Consider the following 22,881-nt stretch of genomic DNA (forward strand, 5'->3'; position numbering starts at 1 on the left):
GTAGGTCTGGCTGTAGTTCTTGAGGAAGTCATGATTTTCAGGAATTTGACTCGTTGAAATATTAATGTCAGTACAAAAAAGATATAATAATCTTCTTTTCAATTTCCATCATTGAGCTCTCATTAATATCGAATAGTAAATGTTACTGTAAACTCTAATAATTATGAAATAAGAAAGATGTTTGAGAATGATGGCATCCTTAGATAATACAGAATTACTGACTGTAAAAGATGTCATTCTAGTTTGAAAAACCAACGTATAATTGAAAAATCTAACAAAATGAGAAACTGTAAGAAACTTATTTTATGGGCATTTATTTGCTCTGTAATGTTGGGGTTATCCAATATTACTGCATATGCATATACTCATGATGGAGTGGAAAACGGTAGTAAAATTCAAGGATTACCACCAGCTCCGGCGCAACAGAAAAAAATACAGGGTATTGTTACCGACGGATCAGGAGAACCGCTTATAGGGGCGAGCGTTACTGTAAAAGGTACAACGAACGCTACTATGACCGACATTGACGGGAAGTTCTCTTTGACTGTAAATCCCGGTTCGGTAATAGTTGTCACGTATCTGGGCTATCATCCGAAGGAAGTTACTATTGGCGCAAGTAATGACTATGATATTGAACTGATCGAAAACTCCCATATGATTGATGATGTCATTGTGGTTGGTTACGGTACGATGAAAAAACAGAATCTGACGGGAGCCGTGTCATCCGTAAAGTTTGACGAAGCACTATCGAGCAGGCCTACAATGAATTTGTCTTCTGCACTTACAGGATTGAGTGCCGGATTGAATATCTCGCAATTGTCGGGAACACCCGGCGCAGAGGATGTCAATATCCTGGTGAGAGGTAGAGGAACAATGAATGATGCTTCGCCATTGGTTATTATCGATGGAGTTCCGGGGGCATTGAATGATGTGAACCCGAATGATGTAGAAAGTGTATCCGTGCTAAAAGATGCGGCATCATCCGCCATTTATGGTTCCAGGGCAGCTAATGGAGTAATATTAGTTACTACAAAAAGAGGGAGCGAAGGCAAAGTTAATGTTACCTACAGCGGTTATGTAGGTTGGCAAAAAGCGGCTAAAACAATAGACTTTATAAACGATATGGCTACCCACATGGAATTAGTCAACGAATCGGAAGGCCGTGAAAAATATCCGGTCAGCCTAATCGAACAATGGAGGACGGAATCCGCCGCAGGCAACCCTCTTTATCCGAATACCAATTGGTATGAAGAGATGTTGAATACATCTGTAGTGACAGAACATAATCTGACAGTACGGGGAGGAGGGAAAAATACGAATTTTTCGATGTCTCTCGGATATCTTGATAATAAAGGTATTATCGATAATTCAGGCTATAAGAAATACTCTTTCCGTATAAATGTCGACTCGAAAGTAACAAACTGGCTCGATATGGGAGGGAATGTTTATGGTTCCTGGTCTGACAGGGACCCGATCAATGTAACCAGCCTTTATGATAATATCAGAAATACCACGCCCGGAGTTATTCCTCAATATGAAGATGGACGCTATGGAGGAACAATGTTTGAAAACTTCCCGCGTGTAGGAAATCCCCGCGCATACATCGATAATATAAGGGGTAATTATGAAAGACAAAAATTAGGTTTAAAAGTTTATGCAAAAATAAAATTCCTGAAATATCTGGAGTGGGAAAACAGCTTTGGTTTCAATTATGACAACAGATATAATTGGGAGTATACAAGGCCATACTCGCTATGGAATTTCCAGACAGGCTATGAATATCAGGCAAGTTCTAACGTTGATAAGCTATTCAATGGAACACGCAGAGATTATACAACTGTATTGAATTCGCTCTTACGCTTTAATTATTCTTTGAATAAAGAACACAATTTTGCAGCAATGCTCGGTTTCGACCAGCAATACAACCGTATGGACAGGTTCGATGCAAGAAAAGGTGATATATTGGGGGATGATGCTATTTACATCATGGATGCCGGTGTTGATAATGAATCAATTACAGGAAACGGGACCGATGATGCCCTCAGATCGTATTTCGGACGTATCAATTACGATTATAAAGGTAAATATCTATTGGAGGTCAATGCCCGTTATGATGGTTCTTCAAGATTCCATAAGGATAACAGGTGGGGGTTCTTTCCTTCATTCTCAGGAGGCTGGAGACTGACTGAAGAATCATTCGCCCAACCATTAAAGAATATTTTCGATGACGTGAAGATAAGAGGTTCATGGGGTAAACTCGGTAACAACAGAATTGGAGATTATGGCTATCAGGTGGTATATGGCTCCCTTCTTTATCCGTTCGGTGGACAGCTTCAACAAGGTGTAGCTCCTAAAGAACTGGCTAATAGTAAGATCAAATGGGAAACCACTACTATGACTAATGTCGGATTGGATTTGGTACTGTTGAAGAACAGATTATCTTTAAGTGCAGAATATTATAACAAAAAAACAACGGATTTATTAACTACAATTCAGATTCCTCTGGTTTTTGGGAATTTCACTCCGCCTTGGCAAAACATTGCCGAGATGTCAAATAAAGGCATGGAATTCCAGCTGACTTATCATGGAAATGTAGGAAAAGATTTTACCTATAGTGTCAGCGGAAACTTATCAACAATCAGCAATGAAGTAACCAAATATAACGGGGATAAATTGATCAGCGGAGCCACTATAACCCAAGAGGGCAATCCTTACCAGAGTTTTTATGTGCTGGAGTTTGATAGAATCTTACAGGATCAGGCGGAAATAGACCAGTTGATAGCCGATGGTTATAAGTTTGGCAGCGATATAGGAGGTACGCCAAAGCCCGGTGATATGTTATATAAGGATTCGAACGGAGATAAAACGTTCAATCTGCAAGACCGTGTAGTTAAAGACTATTCTTCCCTGCCTAAAATGACTTATGGAATTAATCTCAGCGCGGCATACAAAGGTATCGATATTAATATAGCAGGACAAGGCGTCAGCGGAGCCAGGGGATATTGGGGGAATGACGGATTTAATACGTTCAATATAAATGAAGGCTTCCTTCAGAGGGCTGAAATTTTAAATCGCTGGACACCGGAGAATCCATCCACTGAATATCCGCGCCTGCTTACGTCGGGATCAGCACTGAATACGGCATACAGTGATTACTGGTTATATAATACATCTTATTTTAGGATAAAATCGATACAGATGGGATACACTTTGCCTAAAAAATTAACTTCCAGGTTTATGGTTGAAAGATTGAGGGTATATACAAATCTCGAAAACTACTTCACATTTACAAGTTTCGATGGCTATAATCCTGAGAATCCCAGTATGGCATATCCTCTGATGAAACAATGGGTTATTGGTTTAAATGTAACATTTTAAATAAAAGAGACATGAAAAACAAAATAATATTAATCTTACTATCTGTTTGTTTTCTGGCTTCTTGCAGCGATTTCCTTGACAGGAATTCATTGGTCGGTCTGTCGGAAGGAGATTACTGGAAATCACAGGAAGATGCGATACAGGGCATAAATCCGTTGTACCATGCTAACCGTGAGTTTGTCAATAGTATAGTTATATATGGCATGATGGACGATTTTACTGATATTTCTTACCAGTCGTGGTCCACAGGTCTGACTACTGGTGTCAATCCTACTAATGCTGCGATATATTCAACTTCCTGGGGAATATTCTACAAAGGTATTTACAGGGCCAATACCGCTTTAAAATACATTCCCGATATTTCTTCGATGGATGCGACAATAAAAAATCGCTGCCTGGGTGAAGCTAAGTTTTTCAGGGGATACTTCTATTTCAAGTTGTGGGATTACTTTGGAGGTGTTCCGATCTATGACTATCCAATGAATATTGACGAAGGATATAAAGCCCGTAGTACAGATGAGGAAGTTTATAATTTCATTGTACAGGATATGACAGATGCTATTTCCCTTTTACCGGAAAGTTATGGTCAGTCAGACAAAGGGCGTGTCACTAAGTGGGCTGCTTTAGCAATGCGGGGCAAAGCCCATCTCTGGGCAAAGCAATATGACAAAGCTGCCGCAGACTTTAACGAAATAATGGAGCAAAGCGACAGGACGTTACTCGGCGACTATCATACACTGTTCAGGGTAGCCGGTAATAATAATAGCGAAGTCATTTTTGATGTTCAATATGTAGCCGAATCAGGCCATGGAATAGCGACAGACCGGAATTATGGCGCCGGAAGGGGTGCAACGTCAAATTCGCAACGTACGCGCCCGACTCCTGAATTGGTAAATGCATATGAGATGATAGATGGTACTCCATTCGATTTTAATAATTATACAAATGCGAATGGGCAGACATTTAACCCAAATAGAGTAACAGACTGGAATGATGAAGCTTCTGTCAGAAAATTATATGCGAACCGGGACCCTCGCCTCCATGCGGGAATAATAGTACCCTGGTCAGAGTTCGTAGGTGCGGGAGGGATATCATATGTCTATAAATTTCCGGTTGTGTCAACTGATCTTACCGCCTTTGTTCCTGTTTGGACAAACGGCAGTTACGCATGGCGGAAGTTTGTGGAAACAGGCTCTGTATATACATTACAGGATAATATGCCTCTGAATTTCCCTCTTATTCGTTTGGCTGATGTGATGTTGATGTATGCGGAAGCCCGGAATGAAGCTCTTGCTGCTCCGGATCAGTCTGTTTACGATGCTGTAAATGATGTCAGGGACAGAGCCGGTATGCCGGATCTCCCTTCAGGCCTGAACAAAGAGCAGATGCGTGAAAAAATACGGCATGAAAGGATGGTAGAACTTTGTGGAGAAGGACAACGGTATTCTGATATCCGCAGGTGGAGAATAGGGCAAGATGTAGTGGACGGAGTCTGGATGACTGAATTTACAGGCGTAAATATTCGCCAGAGAGGATTTCCCGATCATTATTATTTATGGCCGATACCGCAAGCCGAAATGGATTTGAATCCGAATCTTACGCAAAATCCGGGATGGAATTGATCCCGCTATATAAGTGAAGCGTTCAATTATCATGATTGATGAAGCCTGAATAAGGCTCTGGAGAGTGATGAGAGAGGAATGAATAGATTGTAAAACTTCATATCCTCTTTCATTGTTTCTTTTTTATTCATAGAGTTTAATCAAATCGGGTACTGTAAAAACTAAAAGTTATCAGTATTTTTGTCATATAAGCTAAGAGTTTGTTTTTAACTTACAAAATGAATTAATATGTCAGATTCCTATTCAGATTTCTATGAATCCTCCAACCTGTTTCACGGGGCTATGATGCATGTGATGGGGACCAGGCTGGATGCTTTGATTCTGCATCCCGGCAAAAATGTATCGATGGAATGCTGGATAGAAATTGAAAATGAGATTTTCCGGCTAAATAAGTTGTTTAATAAATTCGATAAAGAAAGTGAATTGTACGCAGTTAATCAGCACGCGGCTCATTCACCTGTACCGGTGAATGATGAATTATGGTCGGTACTCGTCGATTGCAGGCAATATCATGCAATGACTCTAGGCTATTTTGACATCAGCCTGAAAGATTTCAAACAGGTACTTTTAGATAGCAGAAGGCATACGGTCTTTTTTCAGGACCAGGACATTCAGCTGGACCTGGGAGCTTATGCCAAAGGGTATGCGTTGGAAAAAATAAGGGATATTCTACAGACTAAAGGAATTAGTTGCGCATTGATAAATTTCGGTAATAGTTCGGTACTGGCATTGGGTTCTCATCCTTTTGGAGATAATTGGTCTATTGGAATAGAAGACCCCTACAATCCTCAGAATACCCTCGGAATAGTGGAATTGAAAGATAGTACGCTATCTACTTCCGGGAATATGCCAAGTCATACGAAGCATATTTTAGACCCTCATACAGGAACCTATAGTGAGGTGCGGAAGATTGTATCAGTGAAGGCTGTAAATGCTATTGATGCAGAAGTGCTTTCCACCTCTTTGATGATAGCGCCGGACGAAGCGGTTCGGGAAATAACCTCTAATTTTGTGATAGACGAATATTTATTGTTTAACCTTTGATATATTTATCTGTTAACGGTTCTACCATACATTCACAGAAGCCACACCCACTACAATGGCCCAGTCGGAAATTTCGGAAAGGGACAGATCATATGGCGTATATCCTTTTTTTCCATTAAAAGAAATGCATGTTATTTTCCCTTTTACATCCGATGGCACTACTTTTTTTATGATATATCCTTGTTTTGTAGCCATAGCATACACCTCACCCCAGCGTATATGCGAAAGATTTTCCCAAAACCGGCATGCCACAATATCCTGATCGTTTATACTTTTCTTCAGGTCGGACAGGTTAACCATGCTGTCCCCATGATTTCGTAACAAAAAATCGCAGCCATCTATAAAGGGGATTATAATAGTTTTGCAATTATTGGAACTAATGGCTCGGCTGAAATTATCTTTGACAAGAGAGGCTGATTCGATAAAAGGTCTGGCGCTATAATCCGATATTAGTCCATAAGAAGATTCATTTTCCGAAACGGTATTTAGTATATCGTTACCTTGCAATATTCCGGTTTTAAACATCGAGCCTTTCCCTGTCAGCAACCATTCCGTATTGATGTTCTCAATTGCGGATGCTATTTTGCAGGTTACTTCAAACGAAGGATTAGTGCCTCTTGTTCCTACAATATTCTCAGTAACAGTCGCAGCAATCCCTACAGCGACGGAGAAAGCTCTTTTGTTGCCGGAAAACAGTTTATCTATTATTTCCTGAACTCTTTGATTAATAGACATGAGATAATTTTATTCTCAAAAGTGAATATTTAGTAAATACTTATTTGTTTTTGTGTACTCATTTGAGTATATTTGCATTTGTGAATATTCACAAAGCCATAAAGATATGAATTTTTTAAAATAAAACATATGGCGAAAACGACTATAATACATAAAACAGAACTACCGGATTTTTTACCTCACGGATGGAAGAAGGAGGTTTCGATTGCCTTGGGTATCCATGTTAACACAGTTACAAATGCCTTAAAATCGAGAAAAGGTGATACATATGAACGGATTAAACAGGTTGCTATTGTAAAATGGGGCGAAATGAAGTAAGAGGTTATGAAAGTAATATTTTACACAATGCTGTTGCCGTTGTTCATCGGGGGAGTATATTCATGTTCAACCGGTAAGAAAACTTCAATCCCTGTTAAATACAAAGTATTTATAGACTCACAGGAGCCATACAGCGTATTCATATCTTATAAAGATTCCGCTGGTTATGTTACATTGTATATAGATGAAAACTGGTCGATGGAAGTTTCTTTACCACGCGGGGACGTGGCTTCTTTACTGATGATATGTCAGTATGATATGGAGGATAGTCTGCAAACAGGTGTAGCCTTCCATTTACTGACCGGACAAATAGATAACGGAAGAGAAGTCATTACAGACTCAGGGAGAGATATAGTATCCATATCAGCAATTGCAAGAGATATCTAAAACACGATTGATTTATTTGAGTAAAGGGGCTGCCCCAAAAGAAATTTCCGGTATCATTCTGTTACCCTGTCCTCTGTGAAGGAATACTTTTGATATAGGATATCCTTCACAATCAGTTGAATCGCTGATTTCTTGAAACAATGCTCGGCGTCAGCTTATTCAGCATGGCAAAAGAGCGTCACACACATCATGCCGGCTTGCCTTTTAGTCCCTTGCTTATTAAAAAAGGGTGTATTCTAACCGGCTTTATTTATGTTTTTCCCCATAGAGATGGTGTATTATACCATCTACCAATCCTACTTTAGGAACATAGATTTCACCGATCTTACATGCCTTGCTCACTATGAGGAATATTTTGAGAGCCGGAATAATAACATCGGCGCGGTAAGTATTCAATTTGAAATTCTGAATTCTCTCTTCATAACTCATATCTTTCAAGGTATCGTATAGAACTTTCATCTCGGGATAGGTAAGGTATTCTTTTTCTCTTTTACCCAGCATTTTGTGTACCTTGTTGATATTTCCTCCGGAAGCAATTATGCTAAGAGGTGCATATTTCTTATATATTTCTTTCAACCATGATTTGAAGCGTTGTTCCTCGTCCTCTTTTACAGCATCCACGAGCATGCGTACAGTTCCCATCTGGAATGAGTTGGAGGTGATTTTTTGCTGGTTACCGAATACTACGACCTCGGTGCTTCCTCCACCTACATCAACATACAGATAATTACGGTTTTTGTCCATCAGGTTGTTCAGGCCTCCGGCTTCATATATTATATCAGCTTCTTCCTGTCCGCTTATGATTTCTATGTTGATACCGCTTTTTTCGAGGATCGTATTTGTTATATCTTTCCCGTTCCTGGCATCACGCATGGCACTGGTCGCGCATGCCCTGTAGTCGGTTACACCATAGGCTTTCATTATATGCGAAAAGCCTTGCATGGCATCGATCAGACGTTGTTTCTTATCTTCGCTTATCTCATTTTTAGTGAATACATCTTCCCCTAGCCGGATGGGTACACGCAGGAAAGCGACTTTCTTAAAGTCGGCGCCTGTTCGGGAAGTTTCTATATTGTTTATCAATAGGCGGATAGCGTTGGAGCCTATATCTATGCCTGCAAATATATCGGTGTTCATTTTGTTTATTTATTCAGGTTTTTATAAAAATCATATAGGGCCATTTGTGACCGGCACGGGGTATTGCCTTCTTTTTCTACATATTCGTTGCTTCCAAATATGGTAAGGTCCCGGGCTTTTTCGTTATCGGACCATTGTATGTTAAAGAATTCTTTTAGAGTTTCTTTTATCTTTTTATCAAGGATGGGGGTACCGACTTCGACCCGGCGGTCGAGATTACGGGTCATCCAGTCGGCACTCATGATATATATATTTTCATCGCCATCGTTGTGAAAAATAGCAAGCCGCGCATGCTCCAGATATTTATCCACAATACTGATAACCCTGATATTTTCGCTCTGGTCTTTTATCTGGGGTTGCAGGCAGCAGGCGCCTCTTACTATCAGGCGTATTTCCACTCCGGCCTGACTGGCTTTATATAGCAGGCTTATCATGTCCTCATCGGTAAGACTGTTAAATTTGGCGTGTATATATGCCTTCTTACCGTTCTGGGCATTCTTTATTTCCTGTTTTATCAGTGCTTCAAATTGCTCTCTCATATAATAGGGGGAAATCATCAGCTGCTTGAACGAAAAGTGTTTATGCGTGTTAAGTAAAAAATCAAAAACAGCCGCCGCATCGGCTACTATTTGCGAATTGGATGTAAACAAACCGAAATCGCCATAGATCTGTGCTGTCGATTCATTAAAATTACCGGTCCCGATATAGGCGTATCCTCTATCTTTACGCTGCACCAATACCAGCTTGCTATGCACTTTCAGCCCATTTGCGCCATGTATGACTTTTATTCCTTCCTTTTGCAGCAGCTCGGAGTATTCAACATTCTGCTCTTCATCGAAGCGCGCAAGTAGTTCGAGCAGAACGACGACTCTCTTTCCGTTTTTCGCCGCATTTATCAGCGCATTTATCACTTTCGAACGTTCTGCCACACGGTAAAGCGTTATATATATGCTTTCCACTTTGGGGTCTATAGCCGCTTCACGGAGAAAGTCGATAAAATGGTTGAATGTATGATAAGGATAATTAAGCAGAATGTCTTTTCTGCTTATAACTTTTAATATACTCGAGAATGCTTTTATGTCAGGATGCTGTAAGGGCTCAGGGCTTTTACTTTCCAGATCGGGACGGACTTTCGGAAATTTCATCAGGTCACGCATCAAATGGTATCTGCCGCCGGCATCCAGTCCTTCATTTCCTTTCAGTCTCAACTTAGTGGCGATTATATCTAGCAAGTCATCCGGCATTTCCTTGTCGTAAATCAGGCGCACAGGTTGTCCGTGCAGACGGTTTTGTAATCCGTCCTCCATCTTTTCTATCAGGCTTTTCGATATATCGTCATCCAGGGTCAGCTGCGCGTCACGCATCAGTTTGAATGTGTAGGCCGATATATATTTGTAATTGAACATGAAAAATATTTCGTCGAGGCACAGCCGGATAATATCGTCCAGGAAAATGATATCATTCCTGTCTTTGACCGAAGGCAGCACGATGAACCGGGGACATGAACTGCTTACCGGTATCTGGATAATAGCATACCTCGGATTTTTGCAATTCTTGCCGGAAGTCATCTTTACGGCATGATAGATATTGTTATCCTGCAAAAACGGTATTTGTGTTGTTTTCTTTAAAATGAGGGGAACCAGCCGTTGGCTGACAACAGAAGAAAAATAGTCGCGGCAGAATTGCTTCTGTCTCCTGTTCAGTTGTTTTTCATTGATAACATATATCCCCTGTTGTTCCATTTCGTCCAGAACTTCTGTGTAGGTATGTGCAAACTTTTTTTGTCCCGAGTACACTCCCGCATTTACAAGCGGTAGTAGTTCCCTGCCGGTATAGCCTCCGGAAAACCGGGGTGTTTTCTTCCCTTTTATCTGGCTCAGCCGTACAATATTGGCTACCCGGACTTTGATAAATTCATCCTGGTTGTTAGAGTATATCCCCAAAAAGCGGAGACGTTGCATCAGAGGCACACTCTTATCCTGAGCTTCCTGTAATACACGTTCATTAAAAGTAAGCCAGCTTAAATCTCTGTTGTTTATCATTACACAAGCGTTGTAAGGTGTCTGAGAAAGGTTTCCTCAGCCGAATCCACCCATTTCCGGAATGATCCGTCTGAATTTTCTTTCGTTTCCATATAATTCAATAACACACTTATATTAAAATTGTTCCCGATAACCCCTCCTCCGAAAGATGCGGTATCAGCGGCATTTACTTCCTGTTCTATATGAGCCGGAATCATCATTACTGGTTTGTCGAGGTAAAGGGCTTCACATACCGACTCAAATCCGGCAGTGGTAACATATCCCCGGCATCCGCTCATAAAGTTAAGGAATTTTTCATCATCAATCGTGTGAAGTGTTAAATTTTTGTCGATATGCTGTTCTCTGCCTGCATCTTTCTTATCCCAAAAGAAATGTAAATTAATGTCGGGATACTTAGCATGCCATGTCCTGACTTCGGTCTCGTAACCGTGATTCAGCATATACCCCAGTATGTAGTCTCCTTTTGTGGGTGTAAGGTCTAAAACTTCTTTCCTTAGTAGTGGAGGGACTACGGCGATGCGTTCCGGTATATAATCCTTCATGGGATAGAATGACAAGGCAAGGGTTTTAGTTGCTCCTACTCCGCATAGCAGGGTGTGGAGGCGAAGAAACATCATGCCCTGTCCGTCTCCTTTGCCATGTGTATATCCCGGATGTTTAAGCAGGTATTGATGACCTATGTTAATAACGGGAACATCCATACTGAAACGTAAGTGGGCAAAACCAGTCAGTATTTCATAGAAATTAATTACTACATCCGGCTCGTTTTTCTTTATGCGCCTGTGTATTTTCTCAATGCTTTTCTTATACTTTCTGAGCCTTTTAGGTGTAATGTTGTATAGTATCGTTTTTAGCAGGTGTATATGTTTTTTATCTTTTTTGAAACTGAAAGACAGTGTGTCGAAAACCCGGACTTTTGCTCCGATCTTTTCATAGAAGAAATCCGGGATCTCCCTTACTTTACTTTTCCCGATCAGCACTTCAACGACTTCGTGTCCGTTGCGGCGCAGTATTTCGGATAAGGCTATGGCTTGTGTCATATGCCCGCGGCCGTCACCCTGAACGATGAATAGGTATCTCATATGGCTAATTTTACTTTTTCGGGAACTTTATCCTCTTTCATAACTTCCACCACTTTATCTTCCTGATTATACATCACTACTTCCCAATTGCCTTCATAATCCTCAGTCAGCGCGGATAAAGATTCTACCCAGTCACCCGAATTGAGATATAATATTTCATCGTAATAAGCCTTTTCCGGATGGTGGATATGTCCGCAGATAACGCCATCGCATTTTTTCTTCCGAGCTATTTCCACAATGTGCTTCTCGTAGTCGCTGATGTAGGAAACGGATGCTTTTACCCTTTTCTTTACTTCACGCGAAAGGGAATAATAAGGCAGTCCTTTCTTCAAACGCCTGTTGTTATAGTATTTGTTTACCCACATGAGGAGGGTATAACCTACATCGCCGATTTTCGACAACCAGCTGTAACGGCTGGTTACCATGTCGAATACGTCGCCGTGTATTACATAGAAACGCTTGCCGTTGCTCGTATGTATGTAATCTTTTACAATCTTTATATTCTGGAACTGGAGAGGCAGGATACGGTCCAGGAAGTCATCGTGATTCCCTCTCAGATAAATAATTTTTGTATCGTGTTGAATATCCAGCAATAGTTTTATAAAGTTACTGTGGCGTTTTTTCCATTTTGCTTTTTTACCGCGCATGAGTTGCCATCCGTCGATGATGTCACCGCACAGGATGAGCGTGTCACATGTATTTTCTTTCAAATACTTTGTAGCTTCTTTTGCTTTCGACCATTTCGAACCTAAATGTATGTCCGATAAAACGATGGTCTTGTGATGTTTTTTTTGATTCATATCTATTCTTTTTTATCGTTAACAAAAGAATAAATATATTGTGACAGCGCTGTTAAGGTCCTATGAATAAACAGTTAAGCGGGCTGTTTTCCTCTTGCCTGAGGCTGAGAAACTTCCTGGATATCGGGTGTTGATGCGGGCATATAATTTCTCAGGTATAAATCTTTGATTATACCGTCGGCTACACCGATTATGGGTGTTTCGATAACCAGAGCCCGTGCCAGCTTCATTATGCGCAGGTATATATCGATGGCCGGAAGGAGAACATCAGCCCGGTTCAGGTTTATATTATATTTGAGGAGACGTTCCTCATAACTCATCTTTCTCAGTTTACACGAAAAACTAACGAGTTCTTCCCGTCTTATGCGTCCACAGCGGCGAAGCAGGGAGTCCAGCTTATTAATATTGCCTCCTGAGCCTATCAGGGATATTTTTACAAAATCTTTGCAGTATTCGGACAACCAGTCTTTCATCCTCTCCCATTCAGCCCTTTCCTCATCCTGAGACAAATTGCGTAAAGTTCCCAGCTTGAATCCTTCCGTGGCGATCTCTTTATTTTGATGGAATATAACCATTTCGGTGCTTCCGCCTCCTACATCGGTGTATATGTATGCCCGGTTCTCTTCCAGAAGTTCGTCTATGCTGTTGGTCAGTATAAAGCGGGCTTCTTCTTTACTGTCCACTATCTCAATTTCGATGCCTGATCTGGCATATACATAATCCAGTACTTCATTGGCGTTTGTAGCTTCCCTGATGGCTGATGTAGCACAGATACGCCATTTTTCCACATCATTTACCTGAATAAGTCCATAGAAAGACTGCATCAGTATAGCGAGTTTCTCTTTTTTCTGCTCACTGATCGATCCGTTGGAGAATGTGTCTTCTCCTAATTTTAGTGGTATGCGTATTAAGGAATCTTTCTTGAAGATTGCTTTGCCATGATAGTCGAGTACATCTGTAATCAGCAGACGTACCGAATTGGAGCCTATGTCGATGGCTCCCAATCGTTTTATATCCATCCCTTTACATTTTTTGTTTCGTCAAAAGTATGAGAAGTGTATTACGAAACGATTAAGCCACGGTTAAGTTTGGAATTGAGAAACTAAAATTAGTTAAACGTTTATTAAACAATCTGTTCGATAAAGAGTGCTTCAAATAAATTTTTCCCTTTTTCTTTTACTTCCTCCATATCTACTTTATACCCCAACTCCTTCTCCATCGAAGTTACTCCTTTGTCTATGAAGCCACAAGGATTAATAAGTGAGAAAAAAGATAAATCGGTATTTACATTCAGCGCAAATCCGTGCATGGTGACAAAGCGGCTGCTACGTACTCCAATGGCAGCTATCTTCCGTGTTTTTGAAGGGATATTTGTATCTAACCATACACCAGCTGCACCATTGAGGCGTTCCGACCGGATATTATAAGTTTGAAGAAGCCGGATAATAATTTCTTCTACGTTAAAGATATATTGACGTAGGCCTATACCATAAGCTTCCAGATCGAATATCGGATAACCCACGAGTTGTCCAGGACCATGGTAGGTAATATCACCTCCCCTGTCTATTTGGAAAAGTGATACTCCTTTTTCTTTCAGATAAGTTTCCTGAAAGAGTAGATTCTCCTGTTTGCCATGTTTACCGATTGTGATGGTATGGGGATGTTCGCAGAAAAGCAGATGACTTTCGGGTCTGGTGCCTTTATCCTTGCAGGATAAAGCCTCTGCGAATAGCTGCTGCTGATAGTCCCACGCTCTGCCGTATTCTATTGTTTTCAGATCTTCGTATATCATATGAGTTGTCTATTTTTTCACTTTTCCCGGATTTTTATTTATGTAATCTTTCCAACTTGTAAATTTTACTTCCTGAGAAGGGTTGTTTGTTTGGAAAAAATGGCAAACTGCAGCCGCTAATCCGTCGGTGGCATCCATCTGTGGCAGCATATTTTCATCAGGTATTTTCAGAAAATTTTGTAACATATAGGCAACCTGTTCTTTAGCCGCCCTTCCGTTTCCGGTAATCGACATCTTTATTTTCAATGGTGCATATTCAAAAATGGGAATATCCCTCGATAAAGCAGCAGCCATAGCTACGCCCTGAGCGCGGCCTAGCTTGAGCATACTTTGCACGTTCTTTCCAAAAAAGGGAGCCTCAATGGCCAGTTCGTCAGGTAAGAATTCGTCAATCAGGCCGATTATCCGCTCAAAAATACGGCGAAGCTTGAGATAATGGTCATCATACTTACTTAACTGGAGTATACCCATAGCCAGCATCTCAGGTTTGTTATTCACCACCCGGAGAACGCCATACCCCATTACCTGGGTTCCCGGGTCGATACCCAGAATGATCCTTTCCTTTTCTATCATTATAATTCGATTTCTTCCAGTAATGTAACAAATCCCAGAGCTTTATTCCCGAAGCGTACCGTAATTTCTTTTTGTAAATCCAGACCTTCTGTCTCAAACCAGTGGTTGAGTGTATCTACATTTTTTACCTTGAATTGCAGGGAATAACTGCTGCCGCTTTCTTCATGTTGCGCATGGATACGGGCGAATCGCGGTTCATGCAGGAATCCGCTGGTAGCCGCTTTCGGGATATATGTTTCTTTCATGTAGCTAATATAATCGCCGCAAACATCGTCTTCTACATGAAAAGTCGTATTGAATATTATCATTTGTAAGTTTATTATAAGGTAACAAAAGTACGAAAAGTTTATCTATATATAACTTTTGGCTGTCAGCTGATAGTTGATAGTTCTTTGAAAAAATTAATTAGCAAATTTGAAACATCGTTCAACGGAACGAAGTGTAGTTAAAATTAGCATATTAGCAAATGTTTTAAACTAAAAGTGATAAGTGAAAAACATTCTTCGTTTAAAAGTATTTTTTGTTATCCATTCTTCACTTTTCGTTTAAGAATATTTTTCGTTCTTCATTTTTCGTTAAAAACATTGGCACATCGGCAAATTGATTAATCGGTACATTGATTTCTGTTACCTTTGTTACTTTCTAACAATATACAGTTGATAAAATAAAAAGCGGATTAAATTATTAATCGTCAAACTTATCCGGGAGGGGAACGGGCAATGTTTAAGTTTTTAAGAGATAAAAGAAAAGCCTGATAATTAATTATGCAGGCTTTCATAAGAATTATTATTTTGTTTACTCGAAAACAATCTGTCGGTCTTTGATATATTTTTCTATTGCATTTTGTAATTCTGTTTTCTTCAGTTCATCTGTTACAAGCTCATATATAGGAATAAGTTTGTCTAAATTCAAGTCTACAAGGGCAGTATTATCTTCGGTTAAAGATTGAAACCATTTGTTGATGTTTAATTGTGGATATTGTTTCTGTAGATTGTAGACTCCGGATGGTATCAGGCTATTGTCACCTCCATGGTTTTCAATATAGAGGATAGGAATACCATTTAGTTTTACATTGTTTTCATCTGGCGGATTACCCGGCCCATTAGGCCAATAGCCAATACTCCTGACAGTGTGCCTTATTCCATCTTCGACATACTGTTCTGTGTAGTATGTACCATCATACTCTGGGCTCACATAACCCGATTTATCTACCTTAGACCTATATATTAAATCCAGACGCATCCCTGTAACATACTCAATAATAATATGAGTACCATATTTTTCAATGATTTTGTTTGAAGGCAAAGAAGTGAGGTCATTCGTGAAATCCGTTGTCAGATAATCATATAGATATTTAGGCCCGGTGTTTAGCGAGTGCCTGTACCAATAGTAATAATAGTGGATGCTTGCAAATGAGTAATCTTCTTTATTTTCATCCTTTTTGTTATACAGCATTTCATTATCAAGGATTACACCCGAGAAAGCGGCAATATTATCGGGTATCAGATTCCAATAGCTGTCATTGGATATATTTGTAAGATGTTTCGTATAACGCCATGCAGTGGAACCGGAAACCGTAAAGTTAGAACTTTCAAAGCATCCCATTTTATAGTAACGGCCCGACTCCTCAGCCAGGTATTTCTCCATGTCGATGATGGACTCTTTTACTGATAGATCGCTTGCATATGAGCCTGTATAATCATAACCCTTTCCTAACAAATCTTTTTTATTTGTAGCTGATTTTGATTTAAGGGGGGTAAATGCGTCCATCGGGTTGACTTCTTCCTGTTTTTCTTCAGGTTCATCTACTATAAGATCATCGTCATTGGAACATCCTGTGAAGAATAAGAATAGGCAACATAGAAGCAGGGCATTAATTTTTTTCTTCATGTTTTTGTTGTTTAGGTTGTTCCAAAGTTAAAAAAAATAAATTGAAAATGAAATAAAAAAGTCCGTACAGGAATGTACGGACCTTCATATATAAGCGTTGGATATTAATATCCTCTGATAGCTTTAATTCCCGGAAGAACTTTTCCTTCGATGAACTCAAGCAATGCACCACCGCCAGTAGATACATAAGATACCTGATCGGCAAGGTTGAACTTGTTAACAGCAGCAACAGAGTCCCCGCCACCTACAAGAGAGAAAGCTCCGGCTTTGGTTGCAGTAGCAATCGCTTTGGCAACAGTTTCGGTACCATGAGCGAAATTGTCGAATTCGAATACACCCACAGGACCATTCCAAAGGATAGTTTTGGAAGCCATGATTACATCTGTGAATTCTTTTTCACCTTTAGGCCCTATGTCGAAACCAGACCATCCGTCGGGGATATTGCCGGCATCGGCAAACTGTGTATTGGCATCGTTAGCAAATTTGTCACCAAGCTTGGCGTCACTTGCTATAACAAGGTTTACACCGTTGGTTTTAGCTTTCGCCATAATGTCTTTGGCTAATTCCAGCTTGTCATCTTCGCAAAGAGAATTACCGATCTTGCCACCATTCGCTTTTTCGAATGTGAAAGCCATACCACCGCCGATGATAAGGTTATTCACCTTGTCAAGCAGGTTTTCGATAATATCTATTTTAGAAGACACTTTTGATCCTCCGATAATTGCTGTGAACGGACGTGCAGTGTCTTTCATTACTTTTTCTACAGCGTCGATCTCTTTTTGCATCAGATAGCCGAACATTTTGTGTTCTGCATCGAAATAATCAGCAATAAGTGCAGTGGAAGCATGTGCACGGTGAGCAGTTCCGAAAGCGTCATTTACATAAACATCCGCATAGGAAGCAAGTGTCTTTGTAAATTCTTTCTGGCTTTCTTTGATTGCTTTCTTAGCAGCAACTTTTACTTCATCGCTTGCATCATCAGCCAAACCGCGTGGCTTGCCTTCCTCTTCGGCATAGAAACGAAGATTTTCAAGCAAAAGAGCTTCGCCCGGTTGAAGGGCGGCCGCTTTTATACCGGCTTCTTCGCCTACACAGTCGTTAGCGAATTGTACATCGACTCCAAGAAGTTTGGATACATGGGCAAGAATATGTTTCAGTGAATATTTTTCTTCTACACCTTTAGGGCGTCCAAGGTGAGATGCGATGATCGGGCTACCGCCGTCGGCTATGATTTTCTTTAGGGTCGGCATAGCTGCACGGATACGGGTGTCGTCTGTGATGTTGAAATCTGCATCCAGAGGTACATTGAAGTCAACTCTGACGAACGCTTTCTTTCCTGAAAAATTGAATTTGTCAATTGTAATCATGATTGTCTGTAATTAAATATAATTAATATAATTGATTATCAATATGTTGTTTGCTTGGATTTCCTATCCTTAAAAGCGGTACAAATATACTAAATTCTATGGAAGATTTTTTGCTTCAAAATGAAATTATAGTGAATTTTGACTTATTAGCATACATTCTTCTGCTATTTGTTAGTCAGACCTAACAAAGGTAAGGTGTTTCTGAAATTAATCGGTACAAAACAGTATAAATGCGGAAAACATTTATCATTATAGTGCCGGCAGAAAGAACGGATGTACAATTTTTATACAAAATCCGGGAAATGTACCGGATATGTTGAGGCTTGATATATCTTTGTTGAAAAATAAGAATATGAATGAATTGTTAACCTACGGACTATTGGTCTTTACATCTTTCTTTACCCTTATAAACCCTATTAGCGCGATGCCTGTTTTTCTCGGGCTTACTTCCGACATGGAGCCGAAAGACAGGGTTGCCGTGGCAAAACGGGCTGTATTGGTTTCACTCATTATTGTATTGGTCTTTGCTTTCTCCGGACAGTTCCTGTTCAGGGTATTTGGTATATCCGTCAACAGTTTCCGGATAGTAGGAGGCGCGATTTTCTTCGTTGTCGGTTTCGATATGCTTAATGCCCGCCTGTCTCCGATTAAAGCTAAAGGCTCGGAAATAAAACAGACAATCAAAGATATTGCTATCACGCCGCTTGCCATACCTATGCTGTGCGGGCCCGGAGCGATAACGAATGCTATTGTTTTGATGGAAGATGCCGACAGTATATTGCTGAAAGTTGTATTTGTGGTGGCGTTATGCCTTATGTTACTGGTTACTTATCTCATTCTTATCAGTTCATCGAAACTGATAAAACGGTTTGGCGAAACCGGTATCAATGTAATGATGCGTCTGATGGGACTTATAGTGATGGTAATAGCGGTTGAGTTTTTCTTAGCCGGGATAAGGCCGTTTTTAGAAAGCCTTTTCAATTGAGAATTTCGTAACTGAACGGGATATTAAAACCCTTAAATTAATAATATGATGTATGTGCTGTACACTATTTAATTTGTCGGTTTAAATACTTCGTTCCGCTTAATTTTTTTTAACTCCGAATTATCGGTTTTCAGATTTAACATTTCTATTTTTGTCGTGCTTAGTAAAATAGGAGTGTTTTACCCGTAAAATATCTTGGGTTAATCTGAGTTTACTAATTATATTTGAGAAAAATCAAACAATAAATATAAACGCAAAATAGAATAAAAGTATGGCGCAAGTTGACATTCGAGAACTTACCGAAAGGATACAAAGTAAAAGTTCATTTGTAGAGTCTCTCACAATGGGGATGGACAAGGTGATTGTAGGACAGAAGCATCTTGTGGAATCACTCCTGATCGGTCTCTTAGCCGATGGGCATATCCTTCTTGAAGGGGTGCCGGGATTGGCAAAAACACTGGCTATAAAATCATTGGCGTCGTTGATCGATGCTAAATACAGCCGTATACAGTTTACTCCGGACCTATTGCCTGCCGATGTTATCGGTACAATGATTTACAGCCAGAAAAACGAAGAGTTCTTCGTAAAACACGGGCCTGTATTTTCAAATTTTGTATTGGCAGATGAAATAAACCGTGCTCCTGCCAAAGTACAGAGTGCTTTACTCGAAGCCATGCAGGAACGCCAGGTGACGATCGGGGAAAAGACATATAAATTACCGTCCCCATTCCTGGTGATGGCAACTCAGAACCCTATTGAGCAGGAAGGTACTTATCCGCTTCCGGAAGCGCAGGTAGACCGTTTCATGCTGAAAGTAGTGATAAATTACCCGAAGAAAGAAGAGGAAAAATTAATCCTGAGAAACAACCTGACAGGAGACTATGGAAATTTAACTCCGGTAATGAAAGCGGATGAAATCATTGGAGCCCGAGAAGTGGTGAAAGATGTTTATCTGGATGAAAAGATAGAGAAATATATTGTCGATATTGTATTTGCAACACGTTTTCCGGAAGAAAACGGCTTGACATCGCTGAAAGGGATGATCGGTTTCGGAGCCTCTCCGCGTGCATCTATCAGTCTGGCTTTGGCGTCACGTGCATACGCGTTTATCAAACGTAGAGGCTACGTTATCCCAGAGGATATCCGTGCAGTATGCCACGACGTATTGCGCCACCGTATCGGACTGACATATGAAGCGGAAGCCAATAATACGAATTCCGATGAGATCATCAGCGAAATCTTAAATAAGATTGAAGTACCTTGATCAGTAAACAGTTGACAGTAAGCAGTAATCAGTACTGAGATGATTCAAAAAGATAGTATAGTTTATGAGAAGGCTTATTCATTTGCGATAAAAATTGTAGGATTGCATAAATCCTTAAACGGAAAGAATGAATATATCTTGTCGAAACAAATACTTAGATGTGGAACATCTATTGGTGCAAATGTTGCTGAAGCTAACGGTGCAATATCGCATGCTGATTTTTCTGCAAAAATGGGTATTGCATACAAAGAAGTGCTGGAAACTAAATACTGGTTATCCTTACTTAAGGATACTAATTACTTGGAGATTGATGCTTTTACAGAGATATATAAAGATGTGGATGAAATCGCAAGGATATTATTTTCGATACTAAAAACAACCAGAATAAAGTGACGGAAAATAGTGTACGATACTGTTTACTGTTTACTGTTTACTGTTTACTGAATTTATGGAAACAAGCGAATTACTAAAAAAAGTACGTCAGATTGAAATAAAGACCCGTGGCTTGTCCCGCAATATATTTGCAGGGCAATATCATTCAGCATTTAAAGGCAGGGGTATGGCTTTTTCGGAGGTACGAGAATACCAATACGGAGACGATATCCGCGATATAGACTGGAATGTGACTGCCCGTTACAATAAGCCTTTTATTAAGGTGTTTGAAGAGGAGCGTGAACTGACAGTTATGCTTTTGGTGGATGTGTCTGCCAGCCAGGACTTCGGGACAAGGAACTCTCTGAAACGCGATATGGTTACGGAAATTGCAGCAACCCTCGCATTCTCAGCCATACAGAACAACGATAAAATCGGGGTGATCTTCTTTTCCGACAAGATAGAGAAATTCATACCTCCCAAGAAAGGTAAGAAGCATATACTGTATATTATCCGGGAGCTCATAAACTTTCAGGCAGATAGTGCCAAAACCGATGTGGGAATGGCTTTGAAATATCTGACGAATGTTATCAAGAAGCGTTGCACGACGTTTATGATATCCGACTTTGTAGATGTTCAGGATTATAACAACGCCCTGACCATCGCCAATCGTAAGCACGATATCGTTGCTTTGCAGGTTTATGATAATCTCGAAACCCAGCTTCCGGATGTCGGACTTATGAAGGTTATGGATGCGGAGACCGGAACGGAACGTTGGGTAGATACTTCGTCCAGAAGGGTACGCCAGGTATATCAGGACTGGTGGAAAAAACAACAGGAGAATATGCAGACATCATTCAACCGGAGTAAGGTCGATAGTGTTTCTGTCCGTACCGATGAGGATTATGTAAAGGCATTGATGGCCTTGTTTAAGAAGAGAAGCTAAAAGAATAATTATGAATTATGAGTTATAAATTATAAAAGGCTTGTAACTCGTAACTTGTAACTCGTAACTAAAATATGTTGAAACTAAAAAATATACTATTGCCTGGCTTGCTTTGCTGCCTGAGTTTTTCGCTATCGGCGCAGAAGTCGACGGTAAGGGCAACAATACAGCCATCGGATATCCTGATCGGTGAACAGGCAATCATTAATGTAGAGGTCATTGCCCCCAAAGGACGGGATATCGTCTTCCCTGTCTATCCGGATACGCTGATAACAGGTATCGAGGTGCTGAAAATGCTGAAGCCGGATACGGTAATGACAGAGGTAATGACCATCAGCCAGAAATATGTCGTGACTTCGTTCGATTCCACACTCTACCATGTACCTTATATGCAGGTGTTGGATGGTGTGGATACGCTTCGTACAAACGATTTTGGGCTGAAAGTTTCCGCACCGCAATTGTCGGAGCAGTCTTTAGCATATCTGGAGCAATTGAAAAATCACCAGACTGATTCCATAGATTTTGAAAAGCTTCAGATATCGGATATAAAAACAGTGCAAGATCCGCCGTTTGTATGGCAGGACTATCTTGAATATTTGTTTATTCCTCTGATTATACTATTGATCCTTGCCCTTATCGGGCTTGCCTTTTACTTCTATATACGGAAGAGGAATAAAGGTTATTTCTTCACCCCGAAAATTATTTTGCCTCCTCATGTGATTGCATTACAGGGACTGGATAAGCTGAAGACTTCTAAACTATGGCAGAAAGGGCAGGAGAAAGAGTATTATACCGAACTTACAGATATTCTTCGCGAATACATTGACCGGCGATTCAATATAGATGCTCCGGAAATGATATCAGAGGATATTATCGCTTCCGTACATTTGGCTACTGATACAAAATCGGCAACAGATGGCCTGTCTCAGATACTGAGGTTGGCCGATCTGGTCAAGTTTGCCAAATATACTCCGTTTGCCGACGAAAACGACCTGAGCCTGGTTAACGCTTACCTGTTTGTCAATCAGACTAAGATAGAAGAAAGGCAGACAATGGAAGAACAAAAGGATAATCTGGCAGAGAATCAAGTCTCGAATGAAAAAGAAAACAAAGAAGATAAAAAACAAAGCTAAAGATATATGATGGA

The 22,881-nt window shown here is 40.3% G+C and carries 21 protein-coding genes; 10 read left to right on the forward strand and 11 right to left on the reverse strand.

Annotated elements, in window-relative coordinates; all coding sequences use genetic code 11:
* Nucleotides 1-279: 279 nt before the first annotated feature.
* From ACYQ3L_RS26015 to ACYQ3L_RS26025, 3 genes are all read left to right on the forward strand, one after another.
* Entirely contained in the window at nt 280-3,378 is a 3,099-nt protein-coding gene (locus tag ACYQ3L_RS26015; protein ID WP_379996759.1) for a SusC/RagA family TonB-linked outer membrane protein, read from the forward strand.
* A gap of 11 nt (nt 3,379-3,389) precedes the next feature.
* Nucleotides 3,390-5,000, forward strand: coding sequence for a RagB/SusD family nutrient uptake outer membrane protein (locus ACYQ3L_RS26020; RefSeq protein WP_379996761.1), 1,611 nt, complete (start codon nt 3,390-3,392; stop codon nt 4,998-5,000).
* A gap of 228 nt (nt 5,001-5,228) precedes the next feature.
* Complete coding sequence (locus tag ACYQ3L_RS26025; RefSeq protein WP_379996763.1) at nt 5,229-6,044, forward strand: FAD:protein FMN transferase; 816 nt, start codon at nt 5,229-5,231, stop codon at nt 6,042-6,044.
* A 21-nt stretch (nt 6,045-6,065) separates the two neighbouring features.
* On the opposite strand, the gene ACYQ3L_RS26030 is transcribed toward ACYQ3L_RS26025, so the two are convergent.
* Nucleotides 6,066-6,779, reverse strand: a complete 714-nt coding sequence (locus ACYQ3L_RS26030; protein ID WP_379996765.1) for a S24 family peptidase — start codon at nt 6,777-6,779, stop codon at nt 6,066-6,068.
* A 129-nt stretch (nt 6,780-6,908) separates the two neighbouring features.
* Here ACYQ3L_RS26030 and ACYQ3L_RS26035 point away from each other — a divergent pair, with 129 nt between their 5' ends.
* Nucleotides 6,909-7,097 carry a hypothetical protein gene (locus tag ACYQ3L_RS26035; RefSeq protein ID WP_379996767.1) on the forward strand — a complete coding sequence of 63 codons (189 nt, stop codon included), beginning with the start codon at nt 6,909-6,911 and terminating at the stop codon, nt 7,095-7,097.
* Between the two features lie 6 nt (nt 7,098-7,103).
* Nucleotides 7,104-7,484, forward strand: coding sequence for a hypothetical protein (locus ACYQ3L_RS26040; RefSeq protein ID WP_379996769.1), 381 nt, complete (start codon nt 7,104-7,106; stop codon nt 7,482-7,484).
* A gap of 246 nt (nt 7,485-7,730) precedes the next feature.
* Here the strand turns inward: ACYQ3L_RS26040 and ACYQ3L_RS26045 are convergent, their stop codons facing one another.
* From ACYQ3L_RS26045 to ACYQ3L_RS26090, 10 genes are all read right to left on the reverse strand, one after another.
* Nucleotides 7,731-8,621, reverse strand: a complete 891-nt coding sequence (locus ACYQ3L_RS26045; protein WP_379996771.1) for a Ppx/GppA phosphatase family protein — start codon at nt 8,619-8,621, stop codon at nt 7,731-7,733.
* Nucleotides 8,622-8,626: 5 nt separating this feature from the next.
* Nucleotides 8,627-10,663: a polyphosphate kinase 1 gene (ppk1, locus tag ACYQ3L_RS26050; protein WP_379996773.1), complete on the reverse strand. Its 2,037-nt coding sequence runs from the start codon at nt 10,661-10,663 to the stop codon at nt 8,627-8,629.
* Entirely contained in the window at nt 10,663-11,745 is a 1,083-nt protein-coding gene (locus tag ACYQ3L_RS26055) for a glycosyltransferase family protein (RefSeq protein WP_379996775.1), read from the reverse strand. Before ACYQ3L_RS26055 ends, ppk1 begins: the two co-directional genes overlap by 1 nt.
* Nucleotides 11,742-12,545, reverse strand: a complete 804-nt coding sequence (locus ACYQ3L_RS26060) for a UDP-2,3-diacylglucosamine diphosphatase (RefSeq protein WP_379996777.1) — start codon at nt 12,543-12,545, stop codon at nt 11,742-11,744. Before ACYQ3L_RS26060 ends, ACYQ3L_RS26055 begins: the two co-directional genes overlap by 4 nt.
* 74 nt (nt 12,546-12,619) lie before the next feature.
* Nucleotides 12,620-13,564 (reverse strand): Ppx/GppA phosphatase family protein, encoded by a 945-nt coding sequence (locus ACYQ3L_RS26065; RefSeq protein WP_379996779.1) that lies wholly within the window; start codon nt 13,562-13,564, stop codon nt 12,620-12,622.
* 104 nt (nt 13,565-13,668) lie between these two features.
* Nucleotides 13,669-14,337, reverse strand: coding sequence for a lipoyl(octanoyl) transferase LipB (gene lipB / locus ACYQ3L_RS26070; RefSeq protein ID WP_379996781.1), 669 nt, complete (start codon nt 14,335-14,337; stop codon nt 13,669-13,671).
* A gap of 9 nt (nt 14,338-14,346) precedes the next feature.
* Nucleotides 14,347-14,907, reverse strand: coding sequence for a crossover junction endodeoxyribonuclease RuvC (gene ruvC / locus ACYQ3L_RS26075; RefSeq protein ID WP_291108828.1), 561 nt, complete (start codon nt 14,905-14,907; stop codon nt 14,347-14,349).
* Nucleotides 14,908-14,909: 2 nt separating this feature from the next.
* Nucleotides 14,910-15,218: a DUF4286 family protein gene (locus ACYQ3L_RS26080; RefSeq protein ID WP_379996783.1), complete on the reverse strand. Its 309-nt coding sequence runs from the start codon at nt 15,216-15,218 to the stop codon at nt 14,910-14,912.
* A 487-nt stretch (nt 15,219-15,705) separates the two neighbouring features.
* Nucleotides 15,706-16,800, reverse strand: coding sequence for an MACPF domain-containing protein (locus ACYQ3L_RS26085; protein ID WP_379996785.1), 1,095 nt, complete (start codon nt 16,798-16,800; stop codon nt 15,706-15,708).
* Nucleotides 16,801-16,904: 104 nt separating this feature from the next.
* Nucleotides 16,905-18,167, reverse strand: a complete 1,263-nt coding sequence (locus ACYQ3L_RS26090; protein ID WP_379996787.1) for a phosphoglycerate kinase — start codon at nt 18,165-18,167, stop codon at nt 16,905-16,907.
* A 352-nt stretch (nt 18,168-18,519) separates the two neighbouring features.
* Here ACYQ3L_RS26090 and ACYQ3L_RS26095 point away from each other — a divergent pair, with 352 nt between their 5' ends.
* The 5 genes from ACYQ3L_RS26095 to ACYQ3L_RS26115 all read left to right on the forward strand — a co-directional run bounded on the left by ACYQ3L_RS26095 (nt 18,520) and on the right by ACYQ3L_RS26115 (nt 22,867).
* Complete coding sequence (locus ACYQ3L_RS26095) at nt 18,520-19,152, forward strand: MarC family protein (RefSeq protein WP_379996789.1); 633 nt, start codon at nt 18,520-18,522, stop codon at nt 19,150-19,152.
* A 271-nt stretch (nt 19,153-19,423) separates the two neighbouring features.
* A complete protein-coding gene (locus tag ACYQ3L_RS26100) occupies nt 19,424-20,416 on the forward strand; it encodes an AAA family ATPase (RefSeq protein WP_379996791.1) in 993 nt (330 codons plus the stop codon).
* A gap of 39 nt (nt 20,417-20,455) precedes the next feature.
* Nucleotides 20,456-20,809 (forward strand): four helix bundle protein, encoded by a 354-nt coding sequence (locus ACYQ3L_RS26105; RefSeq protein ID WP_379996793.1) that lies wholly within the window; start codon nt 20,456-20,458, stop codon nt 20,807-20,809.
* A 55-nt stretch (nt 20,810-20,864) separates the two neighbouring features.
* Complete coding sequence (locus ACYQ3L_RS26110; protein ID WP_379996795.1) at nt 20,865-21,734, forward strand: DUF58 domain-containing protein; 870 nt, start codon at nt 20,865-20,867, stop codon at nt 21,732-21,734.
* A gap of 74 nt (nt 21,735-21,808) precedes the next feature.
* Nucleotides 21,809-22,867, forward strand: coding sequence for a hypothetical protein (locus ACYQ3L_RS26115; RefSeq protein WP_379996797.1), 1,059 nt, complete (start codon nt 21,809-21,811; stop codon nt 22,865-22,867).
* Nucleotides 22,868-22,881: the final 14 nt, after the last annotated feature.

This window comes from Dysgonomonas termitidis, from assembly GCF_054657735.1.

Excerpts from the sequence above, each read along its gene's own strand:
- ACYQ3L_RS26015 (WP_379996759.1), top strand. The coding sequence starts at position 280 with ATGAGAAACTGTAAGAAACTTATTTTATGGGCATTTATTTGCTCTGTA.
- ACYQ3L_RS26020 (WP_379996761.1), top strand. The coding sequence starts at position 3,390 with ATGAAAAACAAAATAATATTAATCTTACTATCTGTTTGTTTTCTGGCT.
- ACYQ3L_RS26025 (WP_379996763.1), top strand. The coding sequence starts at position 5,229 with ATGTCAGATTCCTATTCAGATTTCTATGAATCCTCCAACCTGTTTCAC.
- ACYQ3L_RS26030 (WP_379996765.1), bottom strand. The coding sequence starts at position 6,779 with ATGTCTATTAATCAAAGAGTTCAGGAAATAATAGATAAACTGTTTTCC.
- ACYQ3L_RS26035 (WP_379996767.1), top strand. The coding sequence starts at position 6,909 with ATGGCGAAAACGACTATAATACATAAAACAGAACTACCGGATTTTTTA.
- ACYQ3L_RS26040 (WP_379996769.1), top strand. The coding sequence starts at position 7,104 with ATGAAAGTAATATTTTACACAATGCTGTTGCCGTTGTTCATCGGGGGA.
- ACYQ3L_RS26045 (WP_379996771.1), bottom strand. The coding sequence starts at position 8,621 with ATGAACACCGATATATTTGCAGGCATAGATATAGGCTCCAACGCTATC.
- ppk1 (WP_379996773.1), bottom strand. The coding sequence starts at position 10,663 with ATGATAAACAACAGAGATTTAAGCTGGCTTACTTTTAATGAACGTGTA.
- ACYQ3L_RS26055 (WP_379996775.1), bottom strand. The coding sequence starts at position 11,745 with ATGAGATACCTATTCATCGTTCAGGGTGACGGCCGCGGGCATATGACA.
- ACYQ3L_RS26060 (WP_379996777.1), bottom strand. The coding sequence starts at position 12,545 with ATGAATCAAAAAAAACATCACAAGACCATCGTTTTATCGGACATACAT.
- ACYQ3L_RS26065 (WP_379996779.1), bottom strand. The coding sequence starts at position 13,564 with ATGGATATAAAACGATTGGGAGCCATCGACATAGGCTCCAATTCGGTA.
- lipB (WP_379996781.1), bottom strand. The coding sequence starts at position 14,337 with ATGATATACGAAGATCTGAAAACAATAGAATACGGCAGAGCGTGGGAC.
- ACYQ3L_RS26080 (WP_379996783.1), bottom strand. The coding sequence starts at position 15,218 with ATGATAATATTCAATACGACTTTTCATGTAGAAGACGATGTTTGCGGC.
- ACYQ3L_RS26085 (WP_379996785.1), bottom strand. The coding sequence starts at position 16,800 with ATGAAGAAAAAAATTAATGCCCTGCTTCTATGTTGCCTATTCTTATTC.
- ACYQ3L_RS26090 (WP_379996787.1), bottom strand. The coding sequence starts at position 18,167 with ATGATTACAATTGACAAATTCAATTTTTCAGGAAAGAAAGCGTTCGTC.
- ACYQ3L_RS26095 (WP_379996789.1), top strand. The coding sequence starts at position 18,520 with ATGAATGAATTGTTAACCTACGGACTATTGGTCTTTACATCTTTCTTT.
- ACYQ3L_RS26100 (WP_379996791.1), top strand. The coding sequence starts at position 19,424 with ATGGCGCAAGTTGACATTCGAGAACTTACCGAAAGGATACAAAGTAAA.
- ACYQ3L_RS26105 (WP_379996793.1), top strand. The coding sequence starts at position 20,456 with ATGATTCAAAAAGATAGTATAGTTTATGAGAAGGCTTATTCATTTGCG.
- ACYQ3L_RS26110 (WP_379996795.1), top strand. The coding sequence starts at position 20,865 with ATGGAAACAAGCGAATTACTAAAAAAAGTACGTCAGATTGAAATAAAG.
- ACYQ3L_RS26115 (WP_379996797.1), top strand. The coding sequence starts at position 21,809 with ATGTTGAAACTAAAAAATATACTATTGCCTGGCTTGCTTTGCTGCCTG.